The organism is Streptomyces sp. NPDC003635, from assembly GCF_053587635.1.
This window is the reverse complement of sequence record NZ_JBSFOK010000010.1, coordinates 57,156-78,238: the sequence shown is the minus strand read 5'-3', so window position 1 is coordinate 78,238 and position 21,083 is coordinate 57,156. Positions and strand designations below refer to the sequence as shown.

Sequence of the window (21,083 nt, the reverse complement as noted above, 5' to 3'; positions counted from 1 at the left end):
CCGCCTGGAATACACCGATCGGCGCACCCGCGGTTCACGGCAGTGGCCACGGGTACCCGGGGCGCCCGAGCTGATGGAGGGAGCGGGTGTCGTGAAGGCTGTGACGTGGCAGGGCAAGCGGGACGTGCGGGTGGAGAACGTGCCCGATCCGACCATCCAGGAGCCGACCGACGCGGTCATCCGCATCACCTCCACCGGGCTGTGCGGCTCCGACCTGCATCTGTACGAGGTGCTCACCCCGTTCATGACACCGGGTGACATCCTCGGACACGAACCGATGGGCATCGTCGAGGAGGTCGGCGCGGGCGTCATGGACCTCAGCGTCGGGGACCGGGTCGTGGTGCCGTTCCAGATCGCCTGCGGCGACTGCTGGATGTGCCTGAACGGACTGCCCACCCAGTGCGAGACCACCCAGGTCACCGGAGAGGGCATGGGCGCCGCGCTCTTCGGCTACACCCGGCTGTACGGCGCGGTACCGGGCGCTCAGGCCGAGTATCTGCGCGTCCCGCAGGCGCAGTTCGGACCGATCAAGGTGCCCGAGGGTCCGCCCGACGACCGTTTCCTGTACCTCTCCGACGTGCTGCCCACCGCCTGGCAGGCGGTCGCCTACGCCGATGTTCCCCAGGGCGGCAGCATCGCCGTGCTCGGACTCGGGCCGATCGGCGACATGGCCTGCCGGATCGCCATGGCGCGCGGCGCGGGCAGCGTGTTCGGTGTGGACCTGGTCCCCGAGCGGCTGAGCAGGGCCCGGGAGCGGGGCGTGGAGACCTTCGACCTGCGGGACTTCGACAGTGAGAAGGAGCTGGTCGCCGCGATCCGCGACCGCACCGACGGACGAGGCCCCGACGCCGTGATCGACGCGGTCGGCACCGAGGCCCACGGCAGCGCGGTCGCCCGCCTGGTCCAGCAGGCGAGCAGCATGCTCCCGCGGGCGCTGAGCGGGCGGCTCGCGGAGCGCTTCAGCGTGGACCGGCTCGCCGCCCTGTACACCGCCATCGACCTGGTCCGCCGCGGCGGCACGCTCTCGCTCGTCGGCGTGTACGGCGGTCAGGCCGACCCGATCCCGCTGCTGACCCTGTTCGACAAGCAGGTCCAGATCCGCATGGGGCAGGCCAACGTACGCCGCTGGAGCGACGAGATCATGCCGTACCTGACCGACGAGGACCCGCTCGGTGTCGATGACTTCGCGACGCACCATGTGCCGCTGACCGACGCCCCGCACGCGTACGAGATGTTCCAGCGCAAGCAGGACGGCGCGGTCAAGGTGCTGATGCGGCCCTGATCGGCGCCGAGGCGCTGATGCGGAACTGATCAGCGGCCGAGGATCTCCTCCAGGTCGTAGCGGACCGGCTCCTCCAGCTGCGCGTAGGTGCAGCTCTCCGGGGTCCGGTCCGGGCGCCAGCGGCGGAACCGGGCGGTGTGCCGGAAGCGCGCCCCGTTCTCCATGTGGTCGTACGCCACCTCGATCACCCGCTCCGGCCTCAGCGGCACCCAGGACAGGTCCTTCTTTCCGGACCAGCGGCTCGGCGCCCCTGGCAACCGGGCCGTCTCGTGCGCCGCCTCCTCCGCCCAGGCCGCCCAGGGATGCCCCGTGGTGTCGTCCATGCGCAGCGGCTCCAGTTCCTCGATCAGCTGGGCGCGCACCTTCATGGCGAAGGCGGCGGACACCCCGACGTGCTGCAGGGCGCCTTGGTCGTCGTAGAGCCCGAGCAGCAGTGAGCCGACGACGGGTCCGCTCTTGTGCAGCCGGTACCCGGCCACGACGACATCGGCCGTCCGCTCGTGCTTGATCTTGAACATGGCCCGCTCGTCCTGGAGATAGCGCGAGGCGAGCGGTTTGGCGATCACCCCGTCCAGACCGGCCCCCTCGTACTGCTCGAACCACTGCTCGGCCACCTCGACGTCGGTGGTCGCCGGCGCCACGTGCACGGGCGGCGTCGCCCCCGCGAGCGCCGTGGTCAGCAGCTCCCTGCGGTCGGTCAGCGGCACGGTCAGCAGCGACTCGTCCGCCAGCGCCAGCAGGTCGAAGGCCACGAAGGACGCCGGGGTCCGCTCGGCGAGCGTCCTCACCCGGGACGCCGCCGGATGGATCCGCTCGGTGAGCGCGTCGAAGTCCAGCCGCCCCTCCCGGGCGATCACGATCTCCCCGTCCAGCACGCACCGCTCGGGCACCCGCTCCTTCAGCGCCTCCACCAACTCGGGAAAGTACCTGGTCAACGGCTTGGTCGTACGACTCCCCAGCTCGACCTCGTCCCCGTCGCGGAACACGATCGCCCGGAACCCGTCCCACTTGGCCTCGTACTGCATCCCCGGCGGGATCTTCGCCACCGACTTGGCGAGCATCGGCTTCACGGGGGGCATCACGGGCAGGTCCATGGTCCGATTCTGCGCGCATATGCACCCCTATGCCCGGTATGCGCGCTGTGGGAGGGGGGCCTACCGTGGCTCGCATGGGTGAAGCGGTGGAGCTGGAGGCGGGCGGGCGGACGGTTCGGCTGTCCAGCCCGGACAAGGTCTTCTTCCCGGAGCGTGGGTTCACCAAGCTGGATCTCGCCCGGTACTACCAGGCCGTCGCGCCCGGCATCCTGCGTGCCCTGCGGAACCGGCCCACCACCCTGGAGCGCTACCCGGACGGCGTGAACGGCGAGAACTTCTTCCAGAAGCGCGCCCCGAAGAACATGCCCGACTGGATTCCGACCGCCCACATCACCTTCCCCAGCGGTCGCAGCGCCGACGAGATGTGCCCCACCGAGGAGGCGGCCGTGCTGTGGGCCGCCCAGTACGGCACGCTCACCTTCCACCCCTGGCCGGTGCGCCGGGACGACGTCGACCGCCCCGACGAACTCCGCATCGACCTCGACCCCCAGCCCGGCACCGACTTCGACGACGCGGTCCGCGCCGCCCACGAACTGCGGGCCGTGCTCGACGAGTTCGGGGGCCTGAAGGGCTGGCCCAAGACCTCCGGCGGACGCGGACTGCACGTCTTCGTGCCCATCGAACCGCGCTGGACCTTCACCCAGGTCCGGCGGGCCGCCATCGCCGTCGGCCGGGAGCTGGAGCGCCGGATGCCGGAGCGGGTGACCATCAAGTGGTGGAAGGAGGAGCGGGGCGAGCGCATCTTCGTCGACTACAACCAGACCGCCCGCGACCGCACCATCGCCTCCGCCTACTCCGTACGCCCCCGCCCGCACGCCCCCGTCTCCGCCCCCCTGCGCTGGGAGGAGGTCGGCGTCGCGCACCCCCGTGACTTCGACCTCGCGACCATGCCCGTGCGCTACGCCGAACTCGGCGACGTCCACGCGGACATGGACGACCACCGCTTCTCCCTGGAGGCCCTGCTGGAGCTGGCCCACAAGGACGAACAGGACCACGGGCTGGGCGATCTGCCCTACCCGCCGGAGTACCCCAAGATGCCGGGGGAGCCCAAGCGGGTCCAGCCGAGCAGGGCCAAACACGACCCCGCGTGAGATCAGGCCGCCAGCACCCGTCGGCAGTCGGCGAGCAGTTCCTCGTCCTGGTCCACGTGGTACCGCGTCCTCCCCACCGGCCCGTCGTTGCCGTGCCGCCGCGACCGAGCCAGCTCGGCCCGGACCAACGGCGCCGCGGGCGCCGCGGCCGCTCCCAGTTCCGCCAGACAGCGGGCTGTGGCCGGACGCCGGTGGTAGGCACGGGACCACCCGTCGAGCAGAGCGGGGACGACCTCCTCCGCGGCCCCTGTCACTTCCCACAGCGCGATGGCCGCCCCGACCGGGTCTTCGCCGTCCCTCATCGCCGACCGCAGGAGCGGGGCCAGCGGCTCGGCGGCGCGGCCCACCCGGCCGGCGACCACGCAGGCGTCCGCCCGGCGGTTCGCCCGCTCCTCGCGCAGCGTCTCCCCGAGCACCTCCAGCACCAGATCCAGGTCCCCCTCGCCGGTCACCGCCCACAGCGTCCCGACCGCGTGCACCCGCCGGTACGGCTCGGACTCGGCGGCGACGAACTGCCGTACGCGCTCCGCGTGTTCGGCCGCGTCAGCGCCGTACCGGGCCAGCCCGCGCAGGGCCGTCATGCGGGTCGCGACGTCCTCGCTGTCCAGGAAGTGGGCCATCACGCGCAGTGCCCCGACCGGGGCCGGAACGCTCAGGGCGTCGAGGATCCGGGCCCGGCTGCGGTGCGCCTCGGGATGCAGGTCCCTGAGCCGCTCCGCCAGCGCCAGGAGCAGCCCTTGCGAGTAGTGCGGTCGCAGCGCCTCCATGCTCCTTTGGAGGTCGTAGGAGAGGGACGCGCCCGACTCGAGCGCCCAGGCCAGCTCCGGTACGGCCCGCGGGTCGCCCTGGAGCGCGAGGGCCTCCAGCGCGCGGCCGTAGCGGGTGGTCCACCACCAGTTCTCCGCACCCGCCTCCCGCCGGAACGCGGGCAGCGCCTCGGCGAGGGTGTCGGCGACACCCCGGGCGAGGGGGTGGAGATGGGCCAGCGCGCCGAGGGCGTCCCGCGCCACGCGGTCGTCCTCGTCGAGGGCGTGCCGGGCGAGCAGCCGGACGGGCTCCTCGCTCGGCAGTCGCCACCCGGACAGCAGCAGGGCGGCCTGGTCGATCGCCGCGATCCTCTGGCCGCGGTGCGGGCTCGCGAGCTGGTCGGTCACCAGGGCGAGCCGTTCCTGCGTCCGGTCGCCGAGGGCGAAGTGGAGCCGCTCCAGCAGCTCGACGGCCTCGTCGGCGTCGGCCTCCGCGCGGTGATCCGCCTCCAGCTCACGCAGGTACGACACCAGCGTCTCGGTGCGCGGCCGGGATTCGGCGGGCGCGTCGGCCGGGGCGTGACGCGCGATGCGCATCGCCTCCCGCGCGGACTCCGCCGTGTCGGGCGGGAGCAGACGCGGGGCGCAGCGGGCCAGGGCGGTGAGGGCCGTCAGCAGGAGCGCGGGGCGCGGGCGGGCTTCGTGGACGACCCGCAGCAGGCAGCCGCCGGCCTCCTCGCCGAGTTCCTCGGGGTGGCGTGCGCCCAGATCGCCGACCGCGGCCAGGACGGCGCGCGCGACACCGGGGTCCGGTTCGGCGGGGAGCCTTCGGCGCAGTGCGGTCAGCACCTGGCCGCCGTCCGGGTGCAGTCGTACGAGCGCGCCCGGTACCTGGGCGCGCAGCTGCGGGTCCGGATCGTCGAGGAGGGGCAGCAGGTCGGCGGAGCGGCCGCGGATCAGGGCCGAGGCGGTGACGTAGTTCGCCACCCACGCCTCGTGCTCCGCCTCGTCCTCGAAGTCGGTCCAGATCTCCTCGGGGTCCGGCTCCCGCTCGCCCGCGATGCTGCCGAGCAGCGCCAGGACCGCGCCCCGGTCGCGGACCGCCGGCTCGGTGAGCAGCTCGAACAGGAAGGGCACGCAGGCGACCGTGCAGTCGTACACATCCCCCTGGTGGTGCACCGCGCCGTACATGCCGTCCAGCGCGAGGTCCCGCTCGGCGGGATCGTCGGAGGCCAGCCCGCGCAACAGGTCCGGCACGTCCGAGGCGTCGCCGTAGGCGTGGTGCATGGACGCCCAGTCGACGTCCTCGATCCCCGTGAACACGCGTCCAGCCCCCGCTCGTCCGTGGCGTGCGACCGCCGTTGATCACAGCATGCCGCACGCCACTGACAATCGATCACGAACGCCGGGCTCACCAGCCTCCGCTCACGGAGCCTCGCTCACAGCTCCTTGACGCGGATGTCCCGGAACGACACCACGTCCGTCGTGCCGTGCACCTGGAGACCGAGGTAGCCGGAGGCGAACCGCCGCCCGTCCGTGCCCGGGTCGTCCGAGCGGGCCGGGACGAAGTCCTGCCCGCCGGTGTTGTCGAACTCGTTGATCAGCACGCCGTTGCGGTAGACCGAGTAGTGCTGGTCCACCACCCGGATCTCGTAGTCGTTCCAGGTGCCCTTCTCGGTCACGCCCGCGCCGGCCAGGCCCACGCGGTCGAAGCCGTAGATCGAGCCGGTCTTGTACATGTCGCCGTCGGGCCGGTCGAGCACCTGCACCTCGTGCCCGTACTTGATGGCGACCCACTCGGGCCTGGTCTCCTCCGGGTGCTCGTGGACCCACGGGAAGCGCACGAACACACCGGAGTTGGCGTTGCCGGTGCCCGGAGCGTCGTCCCGCCACTGCAGGCGCAGCGAGAAGTCGCCGTACTTCCGTTCGGGGAACCACAGCATGCCGAGCCCGGCCTTGGTCGTGCCGCTGGTCATGGACCCGTCGGCGTTCAGCCCGAACGAACCGCCGCCCACGTGCTGCCACTTGGCGAACGAGTCCGCGCTCCCGTCGAAGATCGTGCGGTAGCCCTCGGTCTGGCCCGGCCTGCCGATCCCGGACTGGCGGGCTGCCTTGGTGATGGCGTTGTACTCTCGCTGGTCGACGACCCCTTCCCTGAGCAGCCGGTCGAGCACCGTCTTCACGTGCTTGAGGAACAGTGCGTGGGACGTCCACTCCTTCTCGTCCTCGATCAGCTCGTTGATGCGGCACCGGTTGTTGGTGAGCCGGTTCGGGACCCCGGAGTCGACGGTGCCGACGATCACCGTCAGCCGCTCGTCGTACTCCGGACAGGGCGGCGCCGGCACCCCACCCGCCACGACCGTGAAGCTCACGGTCCTGGCCGCGGAGGTGTTGCCCGCCTCGTCGGTGGCGCGGTACGCCAGCGTGTGCGCGCCCGCGCGGTCGACGATCACCGGCGCCGAGTACGCGAGATAGGGCCCGCCGTCGAGCGAGTACTCCACGCTCTCGACGCCCCCCTCGTCCGTCGCGCTGACCGTGACCTTGGCGCTCGCCACGTACGCGCCGTCGGAGTTGCGCGTGCCCTCCACGGTCACGCCGGTCACCGGCGGCGTCGTGTCCTGGGGCGGCGCGGCCACCACGGTGAACGCGACGCTCTTCTCGGCGGCCACGTTCCCCGCCTTGTCGGTGGCACGGAACCGCACGGTGTGCGCGCCGACCTGATGCACCATCACCGGCATGGTGTACGGCTGCCAGGCGCCCGTGCCGATCGCGTACTCGATGGTGTTGACGCCCGAGCCGGTGTCGGAGGCGGTGACGGTCACCGTGGCCATGTCCACATAGGTCCCGTCGGGGTTCCGCTCACCGCTCACCGTGGCCGAGGTCTCCGGCGCGGTCGTGTCGTCGGTGGGCGGGGCCACGACCGTGAACTCGGCGCTCTTCTCGGCGGCGACGTTCCCCGCCTTGTCACTGGCCCGGTAGCGGATCCTGTGACTGCCGACCTGGTCCACCACGACCGGCGTGGTGTACGGCTGCCAGGCCCCCGCGTCCCCGATCGCGTACTCGACACGGTCCACCCCGGAGCCGCCCTCGTCGGTGGCGTGGATCATCACGCTCGCCGAACCGACGTACTGCCCCTGGGAGTTCTGCGTGCCGGTGACGTGCGCCGAGGTCGTGGGCGCCGTGGTGTCCTCGCCGGTTCCCTCGGTGACGACCAGGATGCCCTGCATCTGGCCGTGTCCCGGGATCGTGCAGGAGTAGAAGTAGCGGCCCGGGGTGAGCGTGACCTGGGCGGTGTGGCGGCCGCCCATGTCGTCGCCCGGGGTGGCCAGGATGTTGAGATTGACGTCGCTGTTGAACTCGGGGTCGTTGGTGGCGAACGTCAGCGTGTGCGGCATACCGGTGGTGTTGCCGGTCGCCGCGCTGTTCTCGAAGACGATCGTCGCCGTGCCCGCGACGGCGGTCGTGGGCGCCGAGTTGTACTTGGTGATGTCGTCACCCGCGGTCCACGTCAGCACCTGTTCCGCGGCGACCTGTTCGGGCTGGGCGGTGGACGGCGCGGCCTGGAAGCCGAGCATGAGCAGTACGGCCGCCAGCAGGGCGGTGAGGAGTCTTCGCATCACTGAACTCCTCTCGCCAGCTGGTCCGCGGCCGGGGTAGGCCCGCCGCCCGAATACGTGACCCGCCACAGTGCCGACTTGGCGTCCGAGGTGAAGAACCCCCGTCCGTAGTCGAGGACGTAGAGCGCGCCGTCCGGACCGAACTTCCAGTCCATGAGGTTCTTGATGCCGTCGTTGCCGATCGGCACGATCTTCTTCAACGACTCGGAGTGCACCGGCAGCCCGCCGTCGCCATGGTTCCTGGGATCGGTGATGACCGCGTTGCGCGGCTGGTCGGCGTCGTAGAAGTCGCCGACGAACCACTTGCCGTCCCAGTAGGCGGGCCACCTCACGTCACTCGCGCCGGCCTCGTCGTACCGGTAGACCGGACCGTTCATCGCGGCCTGTCCGCCGCCCTTGAGCCACGGCAGCAGGTACTTCGCCTCCTCCTGCTTGTAGGAGGGCACCCCGTTCGCGTCACGCGGGAAGTCCGGGGCGCCGCCCTGGGGCGAGTACCAGATGTTGTTGCCGGTGACCGGCGGCAGATTGACCAGACCGTCGTTGTTCGGTGACTCGTTCTTCGGGTGGTCGCAGTCGTACCAGCCCAGCGGCTTGGTCGGATCGGGCAGATTGCGGTCCCGGTAGGGCTGCTTGTTGCCCATGCAGTACGGCCAGCCGCGGTTGCCCGCCTTGGTGATCACCGCGAAGGTGTCGTACTTGGCCGGACCCCAGGTCGTCGAGGGCGCGCCCGCGTCCGGGCCGACCCAGCCCGCGTAGAGGATGTCCGTCGACTTGTCGACGAAGATACGGGCGGGGTTCCTGACGCCCATCACATAGATCTCACCGCGTGTCTTGCCGCCGCCCTCGTCGGTCTCCCGGCCGGTGAACAGGTTGCCCTCCGGCAGGGTATAGCTCCCGTCCGGCTCCGGATGGATGCGCAGGATCTTGCCGTTGAGGTTGTTGGTGTTGCCGGCGGTGCGCCGCGCGTCGGCGAAGGAGACGCCCTTGTAGTTCGGCTGCGGGTTGTTGCCCGAGTAACCGTCGCTGAAGCGGCTGGAGTTGTTGTCACCCGTCGCGATGTACAGGTTGCCCTGGGAGTCCCAGGCCATCCCGCCACCGGAGTGACAGCAACTGTGGATCTGCACCGGCCACTTGAGCAGCACCTTCTCGGTGCCCGGGTCGAGCTTGTTCGTCGCGAGGTCGAGTGTGAAGCGCGAGACCCGCCGTTCGGCCATCCGGGTGTCCCGGTTGATCCGGGAGTGCGGGGTGTAGTGCAGATACACCCACCCGTTCTCCTCGAAGCGCGGGTCGATCTCGATGCCGAGCAGCCCCTCCTCGACCTTGACCAGCTCGTCGCCGCCGCCCTTGTTGCCGAAGACGGTGAGCGCGCCCGCCAGGGTGACCTTCCTGGTCCTCGGATCGTAGACGTGGATCTCGCCCTTGCCCTTGCCGATGTCGGGGTTGGACCAGTCGGTGATCACGGGCTGGGAGGAGTCGGCGCCGCCGCGCCCGATGTAGAGCACCCGTCCGTCGGGTGCGGTGACCAGACCGTGCGGTTCGCCGATCTGGTCGTTCTGGCCCGGTTGGTTGGGCTGGGTGAGCCGCTCGGCCGTATAGTTCCCGGTGATGGTGGCCTTGCAGTCCGCCTGCGCCAGCCGGGTCGTCCACAGCAGGGCGCCCCGCAGATGGGCGCGGAAGTCGGTCTCGTCGTACGACGACACCGTGCCGCCCATGCCGGTGTAGAAGGACCGGCCTCCGTCGTAGTCCCGGCACCAGCTCACCGGATGGTCCCAGCCGTTGGCGCTCGCACCGGGCTGGTACGTCGACTCGCGCACCCGGGCGACCGTGTGCACCGAACCGGTCGGGTTCTTCACCCAGTTGAGCCAGCGGTCGGGCCGCTTCCACTGCACCGGCAGGTCCTTGGTGGCCGGATGCCGCCGGTCGCCGATCTCGACGGTGGCCCGCTGGGCGGTGGTCGGACTGGTGGAGGCGGGCCGGGCGCCGATCAGACCGGTGAACCAGTCCGAGTACGGCTCCGCGCGCGCCGCGTCGTGCAGGCCGACGAAGCCGCCGCCCGCCTCCATGTAGGCCTCGAGGCCCGCCTCCTGCTCGGGGTCGAGGACGTCGCCGCCTCCGGTCGGGAACACGACGGCGTTGTAGCGGCCCAGTTGGGCCTCGTCGGTGAAGACCGAGGCGTCGTCGGTGGCCTCGACCTTGAAGCGCTCGGCCGTCGGGCCGGACAGACCGATCTTCTCCACCGTCTCGATCGCCGCGTTCACCAGAGGTGACTCGTCACCGGCGGCGGCCGAGCCGTAGAAGATCAGCACCCGTACGTTCGCGCCGCCCGGGGGCGACTTGATGGACATCGTTGTCAGGGGCGGGTCCGGGGCGGGGCGCGCGCTCGCGGGCGGACCCGACACCACTCCCGCGGTGACGACCCCGGCCGCGACGAGCGCCGCCCAGCCGCGTCTTCTTGTGCTCAACCCTCGTAAGTGCATGGGCACCTCCTCGGTCACAGCAACAGCGCCAAGGAAGCTAGACCTCTTTGCTTCACTCGCCAATACCTATGGCTGTAATGGCACGAACTTTGTCCTGAGTGTGGATAAACCTCTCGGGTCCCGCTACTGTCTCGAACTCCGTACCGGAATTGGGGAGTTCGGCATGGACAGACGCGGGTTCAACCGGCGGGTACTGCTGGGCGGAGCGGCCCTGACGACGACATCGTTGTCGCTGGCGCCCGACGCGATGGGCGTGGACCGCGCGGCACGGACGGCGGCCGCCGGCGGCGAGGTCAGACACATCAAGCTGTACGCCGAGAAGCTCGCCGACGGGCAGATGGGCTACGGATTCGAGAAGGGCAAGGCGACGATCCCGGGCCCGCTGATCGAGATCGCCGAGGGCGACACCCTGCACATCGAGTTCGAGAACACCATGGACGTGGCCGCGAGCCTCCATGTGCACGGGCTGGACTACGAGATCTCCAGTGACGGCACCAAGCTGAACAAGAGCGACGTCGAACCCGGCGGCACCCGCACCTACACCTGGCGCACCCACGCTCCCGGCCGCCGCAAGGACGGCACCTGGCGGGCGGGGAGCGCCGGCTACTGGCACTACCACGACCACGTGGTGGGGACCGAGCACGGAACGGGCGGAATCCGTAAGGGACTTTACGGTCCGGTGATCGTCCGGCGCGCGGGGGACGTCCTGCCGGACAAGACGTACACGATCGTCTTCAACGACATGCTGATCAACAACAAGCCGGCGCACTCCGGGCCCAACTTCGAGGCCACCGTGGGGGACCGGGTCGAGTTCGTGGTGATCACGCACGGCGAGTACTACCACACCTTCCACATGCACGGGCACCGCTGGGCCGACAACCGCACGGGCATGCTCACCGGGCCCGACGACCCGAGCCAGGTGATCGACAACAAGATCGTGGGCCCGGCGGACTCCTTCGGCTTCCAGGTGATCGCGGGGGAGGGGGTCGGCGCGGGCGCGTGGATGTACCACTGCCATGTGCAGAGCCACTCCGACATGGGGATGGTGGGGCTGTTCCTCGTGAAGAAGACGGACGGGACGATCCCGGGCCACGAGCCGCACGAACACGTGCACTGATGCCCGGGGCGCCGGTGTCCGTACGGCTGAAGCGCTCTCTGGGCCGCTTGTCACCGGGTCTATCCTGGCCCGATGAGGAGCCCGACGTGAGCGCCACCGCCCCGCGCCCCACCCTGGAGGCCGTGGCCGCCCGCGCCGGAGTCTCGCGGGCGACCGTCTCCCGCGTGGTCAACGGCGGGGACGGCGTGCGGGAACCGCTCGCCGAGCGGGTGCGGCGGGCCGTGCAGGAGCTCGGGTACGTGCCCAACCAGGCCGCGCGCAGCCTGGTGACCCGGCGGCACGACGCCGTGGCCGTCGTCGTGGCCGAACCGGAGAGCCGGGTCTTCGCCGACCCCTTCTTCGCCCTCCAGCTCCGGGGCATCAGCAAGGAGCTGACCGCCCACGACAACCAGCTCGTCCTGCTGCTCACCGAGGGCCGCGACGACCACGCCCGCGTCGCGCGCTACCTCTCCGGCGGGCATGTCGACGGCGCCCTCGTCTTCTCGCTGCACCTCGACGACCCGTTGCCCGGACTCATCCAACAGGCCGGGATCCCCACGGTGTTCGGCGGCCGGCCCGGCTGGAGCGGCGACCGTGGCCGGGTGGTGTACGTCGACAGCGACAACCGGGGTGGCGCTCGCGAGGCCGTACGGCACCTGGTCGCGCTCGGTCGTACCCGGGTCGCGCACATCACCGGCGCACTGGACCAGACCTCGGCCGTGGACCGCCTCGACGGCTACCGGGACGTCGTGGGGGACGCCGGCCCGCGCCGGATCGCCGAGGGCGACTTCACGCCGGGCGGGGGTGAGCGGGCGATGCGCGAACTCCTCGACCGGTGCCCGGACCTGGACGCCGTCTTCGCCGCGAACGACCTGACGGCCGCGGGCGCCCTCCGGGTCCTGCGCGAGCGCGGCCTGCGCGTCCCCCAGGACGTGGCCGTGATCGGCTTCGACGACGTGCTCCCGGTGGCCGAACAGACGGAACCTCCCCTCACGACGGTCCGTCAGGACATCGAGGAGATGGGCCGGTTGATGGCCCGGCTGCTGTTGCGCGGTCCGCTGGGCGAGCCGTCGAGCGTGGTGCTGCCGACGACGCTGGTGCGCAGGGCGTCGGCCTAGGCCGGAGGACGCAGCGTCTCCGAGACCTGCCCCAACAGCTCAGCCCGGTCCCCGGGGTCCGGGTCGAGATCGTCGTCCGCGGGGAGAGCGGGCCGGCCGGTGCGCAGCAGACGCTCCAGGAGCCCGGTCCATTCGGCGCGTACCTCGTCGGGAGTGACGCTCCGGCAGCGCGAGCCCGCTCGAACGCCTCGCGGGTCTCCTCCCGGGCACGCTCGGCCTGCTCGGCGGGGAGCGGAGCCGCGCGCAGGACCGCGCCGCGCACCAGCATGACGGCGGCACCGAAGGTGACCATGTGGGCGAAGGAATCCGGCCGCATGCGGGCCGGCTCGGCAGGGCGCCGGCCCCGCACGCACAGCCGCTCCAGCCTGCCGCGGACGTTCTCGGCGAGATCGTCGTCGACCGCCTCCAAGGCGACGCCCACTCCCAGCTCCGCCAGGAAGGCGGTCCACTCACGGACGAGGGCGGCAGGGGCGTGGGCGGACTTGGTGAACATGTGCTCGACGCGTCGACGGCTGCCCGGATCCTGGCACAGCGCGTCGCCGAACGGCCCGCGACCGCCTCGAACGTCTCCGGCGTGGGCTCCTTGTCCAGCGCCCCCGCCAGCTGCCGTACGGCCCAGGCGTGGCCCCGCAGGTCGGCGATCTCCTGCGCCGCGGCCGCCCGGACCGCGGCGTCGGCGGACGCCGGCAGTGCCGCCAGGCCCTGCCGCCGCTCCCGCTCGCCACGTCCGCTGAGGAACACGCCGACAGCCCAGGACGCGCTCCTGCGGCGATTGTCAGTGGGCGGTGGAAGACTCGGCAGGGCAGGCGACGGGAGTCCGTACGAGGAGGGCATGATGCTCACCACCCGTTTTGTCCACGGCGCGCCCAACTGGGTCGATGTCTCCACCTCCGACATCGAGGGCGCCACAGCCTTCTACCGTGCCCTGTTCGGCTGGGAGTTCCAGTCGGCGGGACCCGAGGCCGGCGGGTACGGCTTCTTCCAGCTCGACGGCAGGACCGCCGCCGCGGGCATGCAGACCACGGCCGAGCAGGGCCCGCCCGTCTGGACCGTGTACTTCCGGAGCGCCGACGCCGACGCCACCGCCGAGGCGGTCACGAAGGCCGGGGGCAGCGTGCTGGTGCCGCCCGACGACGTCATGGGCCAGGGGCGGATGGCGATCCTCGCCGACCACGCGGGCGTGTCCTTCGGGATCTGGCAGCCCGCCGCGCTGAAGGGCCTCGACGTCGTCGGCGATCCCGGCTCGCTGTGCTGGGTCGAGCTCTACACCCAGGACATGGCCCGGGAGGCCGCCTTCTTCGACGCCGTGTTCGGCTGGGAGACCTCCGCCCAGCACTTCCCCGGCGGCGTCTACACCTGCATCAACCCCGCAGGCGGGGGCGAGGACTCCATGTTCGGCGGTCTCGTGGCCCTGGCCGACGACCCGACCGGGTCGGAGACCGAGCCCTACTGGCTGCCGTACTTCGAGGTCGAGGACACCGATGTCGTCGTGACCAAGGCGCAGGAGCAGGACGGCCGGGTCCGGATGCCCGCCACCGACGTCGAGGGGGTCGGCCGTATGGCCAAGCTCGAGGACCCCTACGGCGCGCGCTTCGCGGTGATCAAGAGCGCCCCGCAGGAGAGCTGACAAACGACACCCCGGCGATCTCGCGCGCGCCGCCGTGCTTTCACGCACGCGGCGGGGGCATCATCGTGCCGCGCCCCGGACCCCGTCCGCGCGGCGTTGATCCGGCGTTGATCGAACGTTTTTCGCCGTCGGGCACGCTTCGGGCCATGTTCATCGACACAGTCACCACGCCCGACCTCGCCTGGCAGCAGGAGGCGTTGTGCGCACAGACCGGGGCGGACTTCTTCTTCCCCGAGCCGGGCAGCTCCGTACGGGAGGCGAAGCGGATCTGCGGCCTCTGCCCGATCCGCTCCGCCTGCCTGGAGTACGCCCTCGACAACGACGAGCGCTTCGGCGTGTGGGGCGGCCTCTCGGAGAAGGAGCGCCTCGCGCTCAGGCGTACGTCCCTCTGATTCAGGTGTACGTCCCCCTGGGGCAGGCGTACGTCACCCTGAACCGCCGCGTCCCAGTCGGCACCCGCACGTCCCGGACCGCACGGGCAGCTCCCGCCCGTCCGCCGACACCGACCGCACCTCGCCGAACGCGCACGGACAGACGAACCGCACCCACGCCGGCGCCTCGGTGGGCGCCGCGTCCACCCCGATCCGCTCGCCACCGGGCACCCGGTGCGGCCGTACGCCGGGCGCGATGTACAGATGCCGGTCGCTCGGCCGCCGCCCGGCTAGCGTCCAGCCGAGCCGGATACGGCCCGTAGGCGGACCAGGCGGGGTCGCCGGACAGTACGTGTCGTGGACCGGCTCGATCTCGCCGGCCTGCCCGATCAGGGACTCCTGACGGTGGTCCTTCACCCGACCATGTGCCAGTAGCGGTACAGGGCGTTGGAGGCGAGGGCCGCCTCCTTCTCTGCGCCCACCAGGGCACGGGATACGGGACTCGGTCCCGCCCCGCCCAGGCGCGCCACATGACCTCGTAGAACATCCACTCCCGGGCGGTCCGTAAATGCGTGCTACCGGCCGTCCGGAGTGAGGTTAGGATCCGGGGGCGCACCCGGGCGTAGCGCAGAGGCAGGCGCACCCGCCTTTCCCAGGCGGAAACACGTCGGTTCGAATCCGATCCCCGGGTCCGCGTCGGGGGCCCTGTAGAGCAGAGGCAGACTCGCCGCCTTGTCAGGGCGGATACGCCGGTTCGAATCCGGCCGGGGCCACCACAGGTACAGGGCACACACGGGCGGGGACGGATGGGCGACGGCATCGACGCGGAGGAGCTGGCGGCCTTCCACCGTACGGTCGGCAAGCTGCGGGCGCTGCCCGTCGACGACCCGGTGCGGCTGCGCGCCGAGCAGGTCGCCGCCTCCTTCACCCGGGACGGCCGGCTGCGGCGGCGCAAGGCCCGTGGCGCGCAGGCCTCCGCGGCCGACGCGGCGGCGATGGCGGCGACCGCGACCGGGGCACTGGACCGGCGCGAGGACGCCCCGCTGGCCGAAGCCGGGGAGTCCGGCCGCTTCCACAAACCGCGCACGTGCTATGTCTGCAAGTCCCCCTATCGACAGGTCGACGCCTTCTACCACCGGCTGTGCCCGGAGTGCGCCGCCGACAACACCACCCGCCGCCTGCTGAGCACCGATCTGAGCGGGTGCCGGGCCCTGCTCACCGGCGGCCGGGTGAAGATCGGTTTCCAGCTCGCGCTGATGATGCTGCGGGACGGCGCGGAACTGCTGGTGACCAGCCGGTTCCCGCACGACACCGTGGGCCGCTTCCGGGCCGTCCCGGGCAGCGAGAAGTGGCTCGACCGGCTGACCGTCCTCGCCGTGGACCTGCGCGATCCGCGCCAGGTACTCGGCCTGTGCGAGGAACTGCGGGCCGAGGGCGAGCCGCTGGACATCCTCGTCAACAACGCCGCGCAGACGGTACGGCGCCCGCCCGAGTCCTACGCCCTGCTCGCCGGCGGGGAGTACGACGTGCTGCCGGAAGGGGCCCGGCAGGCGCCCGGCTTCACACCGATGCGCATGCTGGGCGGCGGGGCCGCCGCCCTGCCCGCCGCGCTGCGCGAAGCCGACGAGGCCGGGCTGCTGCCCGACCCCGCCCCGGAGAACTCCTGGTCCGCGCGGCTCGGCGCGCTCGACCCGGCCGAGGTGTTGGAGACGCAGCTGGTCAACGCCCTGGCCCCGACGCTGCTCTGCGACCGGCTGCTGCCGCTGCTGCTCGCGTCCCCGCGGCCGCGCCGGTACGTCGTCAACGTGACGGCCGTGGAGGGCCGTTTCACGGTCCGCAACAAGATGCCGGGCCACCCGCACACCAACATGGCCAAGGCCGCCCTCAACATGCTCACCCGCACCAGCGCCGCCGAACTCGCGGCCCAGGGGGTCCACATGTGCGCCGTCGACACCGGCTGGATCACCGACGAGAACCCGGCCCCGAAGAAGGCGCGCATGGCCGGGGCGGGTTTCCGCACTCCGCTGGACATCGTGGACGGCGCGGCCCGGGTGTACGACCCGATCGTGCGCGGCGAGGCGGGCGATCCGGTGTCCGGGGTGTTCCTGAAGGACTACCGGGAGGCGGAGTGGTGAGCGAGGAACCGGGGTTCGCTGGAGTGCCGCGGGTCGTTCCGCGCCCCGTCGTCGATCTCGGACCCCTGCTGACGTGGCTGCGGTCCGGGCGGGCGGTCGACGAACGGGTCGACTTCACGACCGGTACAGCGCTGCCCGACGGACGGCTCGATCTGTGCAAGCAGGGGCTCGGCGCGGAGGGTGCCGCCCTGGTCGCCGAGGCGCTGGCCGAGGGGCCGGCTCCGGTACGGCATCTGCTCCTCGGCACGGACGGGCTCGGGGACGAGGGTGCCGCCGTGGTGGCCGGGACCGGCGCCGAGGTGGAGACGCTGTACCTCGGCTGCAACGGCATCACCTCCGGCGGCGCCTGCCGGATCGCCGACCAACTGCGCGCCTCCCCGCAGGTCGTCACCGGGGTGTGGCTGAAGCGGAACCCTCTGGGCGGCGGGGGAGGGCATGCGGCGGCCGAGATCGTCGACGCCGCCCGCTCCCTGCGCACGCTCGACCTGGTCCAGACGGGACTCGACGCCCCCGGCGCCGCCGCGCTCGCCGAGGCCCTGCTCACCGCCGCCGCGAACGGGCGCCGCGTCGAACGGCTCTTCGTCGGCGGCAACCCCCTCGGAGCGGCCGGTGCCGAACCGCTCGGCGCGGTGATCGCCGCGGGCGCGATCGACGAACTGTACGTCTCCGCGGCACGGTTGGGCGACGCCGGTGCCGAGCGGCTGGCGGACGCGCTGGAGCGGGCCCCCTACGGACGGCTCACGCGGCTCTCCGCGGCCAGCAACGGCATCGGCCCGCGGGCCGCGGCGCGCCTGGTGACGGCGGCCACGGCGGCCGGGGTGACCCTGCTGGACCTCGGTCGGGTCCGGGCGGCGGCCGTGCTCGGCGCGGCCGACAACCACCTCGACCTGGCGGCCGCCGAGACCGTCGCCGACGTCCTCACGGCCGCCGAACACCGCCTGAGTCACCTCGTCCTGACCCACACCGGCATGCGCAGCCGCGAGGCCCACCGCCTGCTGGACACCGCCCCGCGCGCCACGACGGCCACCCGGTTCGTCCTCGGCCAGGGCATCGCCGCCAGCGTCAAACGACGCCTGGACGCCCTGAGCGCCCACGTCCCGCCCCCGACGGTCCCGGCCGACGTGGCGGCGGTACGCAGCGTCCACCGCACCGCGCCACCCCCGCGGCCCTGATCCCGCCCCGCGGACCTCAGCGCCGCATCCCCATGAACACCTCCGTCCAGAACCGCTGTTGCTGCCGGGAGGCGCCCACCAGATAGGTCGCCCGCAGCTTCGCCGGAAGCAGGGCGACCAGGCGGGTCACCACCGCCCGGTGCTTCTTCAGCTGGGACAGCTCGGCGTTGGCGAGGATCTGGTGGACGACGTCGCTGTCGTCGGTGCCCTCGTCGCCGGACTCCGCCGCCCGTCGCAGCCGCGCCTCCCACGCCCCGGCGTCCCGGGCCAGTTCGGCGAGGCCCGTCACCGGGCGCCCCTTGAGACGGTCGATCAGGGCGGTCAGCGGAACCGGCGCGTACTCGCCGTCACCGAGATAGACCGTCGCCATCTCCAGCGGCAGCCCCCGCCGGTGCAGCTTGATCAGCCGCTCGAGCGTCCGCTTGGTGATCCAGGCCCGGCCCTCGTCGTCGATGTCGTGCTTCCACCACTCCAGCACCGTCTCGGCGTCCGAGCCGTACCGCGCGAGCAGCCACTCGTTGGCCGGGATGTCCTCCGGCTCCACCTGGAGCGAGGCCGTGAACCGCGTCGCCTGCGCGATGTTGTTCCGCGCGACCAGCAGCTTGCGGCCCAGGTGGTACGGCGGGTTCTGGACCGCTATCTGCGCGCGCAGGTTCTCGATCGGCCGTCCCGCCAGCGACCACTCCTGGGTCAGCTCCATCAGCTTCGCGAACGCGGCCTTGTCCTTGGGCCGGTTGTACTCGTCCCAGACGATCGCCTTGGGCTCGGGCCCGGTGAACCTCGCGGCCAGCAGGTTGTCCAGGGTGCCGTCGGCCGACGGGATCGGCGCGCACAGGTCCTCGACGTTGGTCACCGGCAGCGAGAAGTACAGCGCGTCCCGGCCGATCCCCTCGCGCAGGGTCTGCCGCACCAGCTCCGTCTTGCCGCACCCCGGCGGGCCCTGGAGCAGCACGGTCCAGCGGTTGCGCAGCGCGGCCCGCACCACCTGCCGTACCGGGTCCGGGATCGTCGACGGATTGGGCACGCCCAGCGAGGCGGCGATCCGGTCCAGGATCTCGGCCGTGCGGTTCTGTCCCGGCCTGCCGTCCGGACCGGGCTCCGCGAGCCGCAGTCGCTCGCCGTCGACCAGCGGCAGACCCCAGCGCAGCGGGAAACCCTCCCGCGCGTTGGCCAGCACGTGGTCGAGCGTGCGCGGGGACAGCAGCTCCCGCAGGGCCGGGGACAGCGACGCCCAGAGGGAGAACACCGGACGCAGGTCCCACGGGCGGTACTTGGCCGCCAGATGCCTCCGCCAGGACGTGTCGTTCGCGGTGATCCGCATGGTCACCATGCGGTCCAGCAGCGCCAGGTCGCCGCGCCGCGCCGAGGTCTCCGCCAGCGACTCGTTGTCGGTGAGGAAGACACCGACACAGCCCAGGGCGCGCAGATCGTGCTCGCCCAGCGTCCAGTCGCAGGCGACCTGCATCAGCTGCGACTGGATCGTCTCGCCCGCCTGCAGCGAGTCGTCGATGAGCAGCACGAACGGCCTGCCCGGCTTCAGCTGGCTCATCACCAGCTGGCGCAGCACCAGTTCACCGGTGTGCGGATCGCGCACCGGCGCGTTGACGAGCAGGTCGTCCGGCGTCAGGTTGGCCGCGGGGACGTACACCAGCGCCGTGTCCGGGTACGCGCGGGCGATGTGCGAGAAGAACGTCGACGTCTTGCCGATGCCGTGCTCGCCGAAGATCTGTCCCGTCTGACCCATGTCGATCATCGCGTCGACGAAGGACTCCAGGCGGGAGAGCGTCTGCTGCTTCACTTCCGTGGTCATCTACCGTGATCCTGTGGTCACGCGATGGCAGTCCATCGCAGGGGTGTGCCGCTCGGGCCACTCGTCGCCGCCCTCGGTGATCAGCCAGATCCATTTCTCCGGCTCGGCGGGGGTGATCGGGGGCGCGTATCCGTCGGTGAGGACGACCACCGCGTCCGGGGTCTCCTCGAAACGCCGGCCGTGTATCTCCGTACGGCCCTCCACGTAGTCGGCGACGACCTGGAAGCTGGTGCCGCCTCCGCCGTAGACCCGCTCGCCCGGTACGAAGGGCATCACCACGGCGTCGAAGGACAGCCAGTGGGCGTGCACGCCGTCGATGCGGCCGACGAGTTCGGTGAGCCAGGTGATCACGCGCTGGGGCATCGAACCCGAGGTGTCGTAGGCGATGACCAGGACCTTCTCCCGGACCGGGCCCCGGCGCGAGAGCATCGGTTCCTGGCCGAGCGCCGCGAGCAGCGCGCCGCGCTTCTTCGGGTACACCAGCCTCTCGCCCTCGCGCAGTCGGGACGCGAGCACGTCGGCGAGCCAGCGCTGCCACCAGTCGACGGTCCGGGTGCGGGTGGTCTCGCCGCGCAGGACGCCCGCGCCCAGGTTGCCCCAGAGCTTGGCCGCGCGGCTGTTGCCGTCCTCGGTGCGGCCCATGAGGTCCAGCAGCTCCGCCTCCGCGCCCGCGTGCCCGCGCCGGGCCGCCAGCAGGGAGTTGAGCAGCGCGGAGCCGGCGACCAGGTCGACGGTCTCCTGGTCGGCGGGGACCGCGCCGTCCACCAGGTGCAGACACAGCCGCCGTTCGGGCACGGGAGGGCGGTGCATGCGCTTGAGCTCGCCGTAGACGCGCATGTCCGTCTCCGCGAACCGCTCGTAGGCCAGCGGCTCCAGGCCGTGGGCCGTCAGGTCCGCGTGGTACCGCTCGTACACCTCGCGCGGGTCGACGCCCGTCGGCCGGCCGTCCAGCAGGGGCAGTTCCCGCCGGTCGAGGCGGGCCAGGGCGACGTGGTTGACGGACACCTCGCAGGCCAGCTCGAAGACCGGGTCGGCGCGCAGCTCGGGATCGGCGAACAGATGCCGGTGCACCAGATGCCGGGCCTCGTGGAACAGCACGAACTTCACGCCGGCCAGGCCGAGTCCGACGAAGAAGTCCGGGTTGTACAACAGCAGGCACGAGCCGTCCCCGGAGGCCACCACGGCCGCCGTGTCCACCGCCGTCGTCGGGATCTGGTGACGGCACTTCGCGTACAGCCAGGACGCCACGGCCGACTCCGTCAGCCCGAAGTCCAGCAGCGCGGCCTCCTTCAGCCGCCGCGCCTCCTCGACCACCCCGGGGTCCGCCGGGCGGTACCGCTCCAGCGCCCTGCGGTCGGTCAGTTCGACCACAGGGACATGCCGACCCCGCTCTCCGTACGCCATGTGCGGCCCCCCGTGCTGGACTCCCCCCGTGGGTCATTGGTAC

The 21,083-nt window shown here is 71.8% G+C and carries 15 protein-coding genes and 2 tRNA genes; 10 read left to right on the top strand and 7 right to left on the bottom strand.

Annotation, left to right across the window (positions count from 1 at the left end):
- Positions 1-91 precede the first annotated feature (91 nt).
- Complete coding sequence (locus ACWDRW_RS12500) at positions 92-1,282, top strand: zinc-dependent alcohol dehydrogenase (RefSeq protein WP_451722525.1); 1,191 nt, start codon at positions 92-94, stop codon at positions 1,280-1,282.
- 29 nt (positions 1,283-1,311) lie between these two features.
- Here the strand turns inward: ACWDRW_RS12500 and ACWDRW_RS12495 are convergent, their stop codons facing one another.
- Positions 1,312-2,376: an ATP-dependent DNA ligase gene (locus ACWDRW_RS12495; protein ID WP_451722523.1), complete on the bottom strand. Its 1,065-nt coding sequence runs from the start codon at positions 2,374-2,376 to the stop codon at positions 1,312-1,314.
- Between the two features lie 74 nt (positions 2,377-2,450).
- On the opposite strand from ACWDRW_RS12495, the gene ligD reads away from it, so the two are divergent.
- The gene (gene ligD, locus ACWDRW_RS12490) at positions 2,451-3,467 is read left to right on the top strand and encodes a non-homologous end-joining DNA ligase (protein WP_451722522.1); all 1,017 of its coding nucleotides are present in this window, start codon (positions 2,451-2,453) and stop codon (positions 3,465-3,467) included.
- A 2-nt stretch (positions 3,468-3,469) separates the two neighbouring features.
- Here ligD and ACWDRW_RS12485 read toward each other — a convergent pair whose 3' ends face one another.
- The 3 genes from ACWDRW_RS12485 to ACWDRW_RS12475 form a co-directional block, all read right to left on the bottom strand.
- A complete protein-coding gene (locus ACWDRW_RS12485; RefSeq protein WP_451722521.1) occupies positions 3,470-5,536 on the bottom strand; it encodes a HEAT repeat domain-containing protein in 2,067 nt (688 codons plus the stop codon).
- Between the two features lie 116 nt (positions 5,537-5,652).
- Positions 5,653-7,830, bottom strand: a complete 2,178-nt coding sequence (locus ACWDRW_RS12480; protein WP_451722519.1) for an OmpL47-type beta-barrel domain-containing protein — start codon at positions 7,828-7,830, stop codon at positions 5,653-5,655.
- Positions 7,830-10,307 (bottom strand): ThuA domain-containing protein, encoded by a 2,478-nt coding sequence (locus ACWDRW_RS12475; protein ID WP_451722517.1) that lies wholly within the window; start codon positions 10,305-10,307, stop codon positions 7,830-7,832. The genes ACWDRW_RS12480 and ACWDRW_RS12475 overlap by 1 nt, the downstream gene beginning before the upstream one ends.
- Before the next feature lie 163 nt (positions 10,308-10,470).
- Here ACWDRW_RS12475 and ACWDRW_RS12470 point away from each other — a divergent pair, with 163 nt between their 5' ends.
- From ACWDRW_RS12470 to ACWDRW_RS12455, 4 genes are all read left to right on the top strand, one after another.
- Positions 10,471-11,424, top strand: a complete 954-nt coding sequence (locus tag ACWDRW_RS12470) for a multicopper oxidase domain-containing protein (RefSeq protein WP_451722515.1) — start codon at positions 10,471-10,473, stop codon at positions 11,422-11,424.
- Between the two features lie 86 nt (positions 11,425-11,510).
- Positions 11,511-12,521 carry a LacI family DNA-binding transcriptional regulator gene (locus ACWDRW_RS12465; RefSeq protein ID WP_451722513.1) on the top strand — a complete coding sequence of 337 codons (1,011 nt, stop codon included), beginning with the start codon at positions 11,511-11,513 and terminating at the stop codon, positions 12,519-12,521.
- Positions 12,522-13,356: 835 nt separating this feature from the next.
- Positions 13,357-14,148, top strand: coding sequence for a VOC family protein (locus tag ACWDRW_RS12460; protein ID WP_451722698.1), 792 nt, complete (start codon positions 13,357-13,359; stop codon positions 14,146-14,148).
- A gap of 146 nt (positions 14,149-14,294) precedes the next feature.
- Positions 14,295-14,540 carry a WhiB family transcriptional regulator gene (locus ACWDRW_RS12455; protein WP_451722511.1) on the top strand — a complete coding sequence of 82 codons (246 nt, stop codon included), beginning with the start codon at positions 14,295-14,297 and terminating at the stop codon, positions 14,538-14,540.
- 33 nt (positions 14,541-14,573) lie between these two features.
- Here ACWDRW_RS12455 and ACWDRW_RS12450 read toward each other — a convergent pair whose 3' ends face one another.
- Positions 14,574-14,936 (bottom strand): hypothetical protein, encoded by a 363-nt coding sequence (locus ACWDRW_RS12450; RefSeq protein WP_451722510.1) that lies wholly within the window; start codon positions 14,934-14,936, stop codon positions 14,574-14,576.
- Positions 14,937-15,134: 198 nt separating this feature from the next.
- Here ACWDRW_RS12450 and ACWDRW_RS12445 point away from each other — a divergent pair.
- From ACWDRW_RS12445 to ACWDRW_RS12430, 4 genes are all read left to right on the top strand, one after another.
- Positions 15,135-15,210, top strand: a tRNA-Glu gene (locus ACWDRW_RS12445).
- 10 nt (positions 15,211-15,220) lie between these two features.
- Positions 15,221-15,295 (top strand) — tRNA-Asp (locus ACWDRW_RS12440).
- Between the two features lie 30 nt (positions 15,296-15,325).
- Positions 15,326-16,654, top strand: coding sequence for an SDR family oxidoreductase (locus ACWDRW_RS12435; RefSeq protein WP_451722508.1), 1,329 nt, complete (start codon positions 15,326-15,328; stop codon positions 16,652-16,654).
- Complete coding sequence (locus ACWDRW_RS12430; RefSeq protein WP_451722506.1) at positions 16,651-17,826, top strand: ribonuclease inhibitor; 1,176 nt, start codon at positions 16,651-16,653, stop codon at positions 17,824-17,826. Before ACWDRW_RS12435 ends, ACWDRW_RS12430 begins: the two co-directional genes overlap by 4 nt.
- A gap of 16 nt (positions 17,827-17,842) precedes the next feature.
- On the opposite strand, the gene ACWDRW_RS12425 is transcribed toward ACWDRW_RS12430, so the two are convergent.
- Both ACWDRW_RS12425 and ACWDRW_RS12420 read right to left on the bottom strand, forming a co-directional pair.
- On the bottom strand, positions 17,843-19,636 hold the full coding sequence (locus ACWDRW_RS12425; RefSeq protein WP_451722505.1) for an AAA family ATPase: 1,794 nt from the start codon (positions 19,634-19,636) through the stop codon (positions 17,843-17,845).
- Complete coding sequence (locus tag ACWDRW_RS12420) at positions 19,637-21,040, bottom strand: DUF2201 family putative metallopeptidase (protein ID WP_451722504.1); 1,404 nt, start codon at positions 21,038-21,040, stop codon at positions 19,637-19,639.
- Positions 21,041-21,083 lie beyond the last annotated feature (43 nt).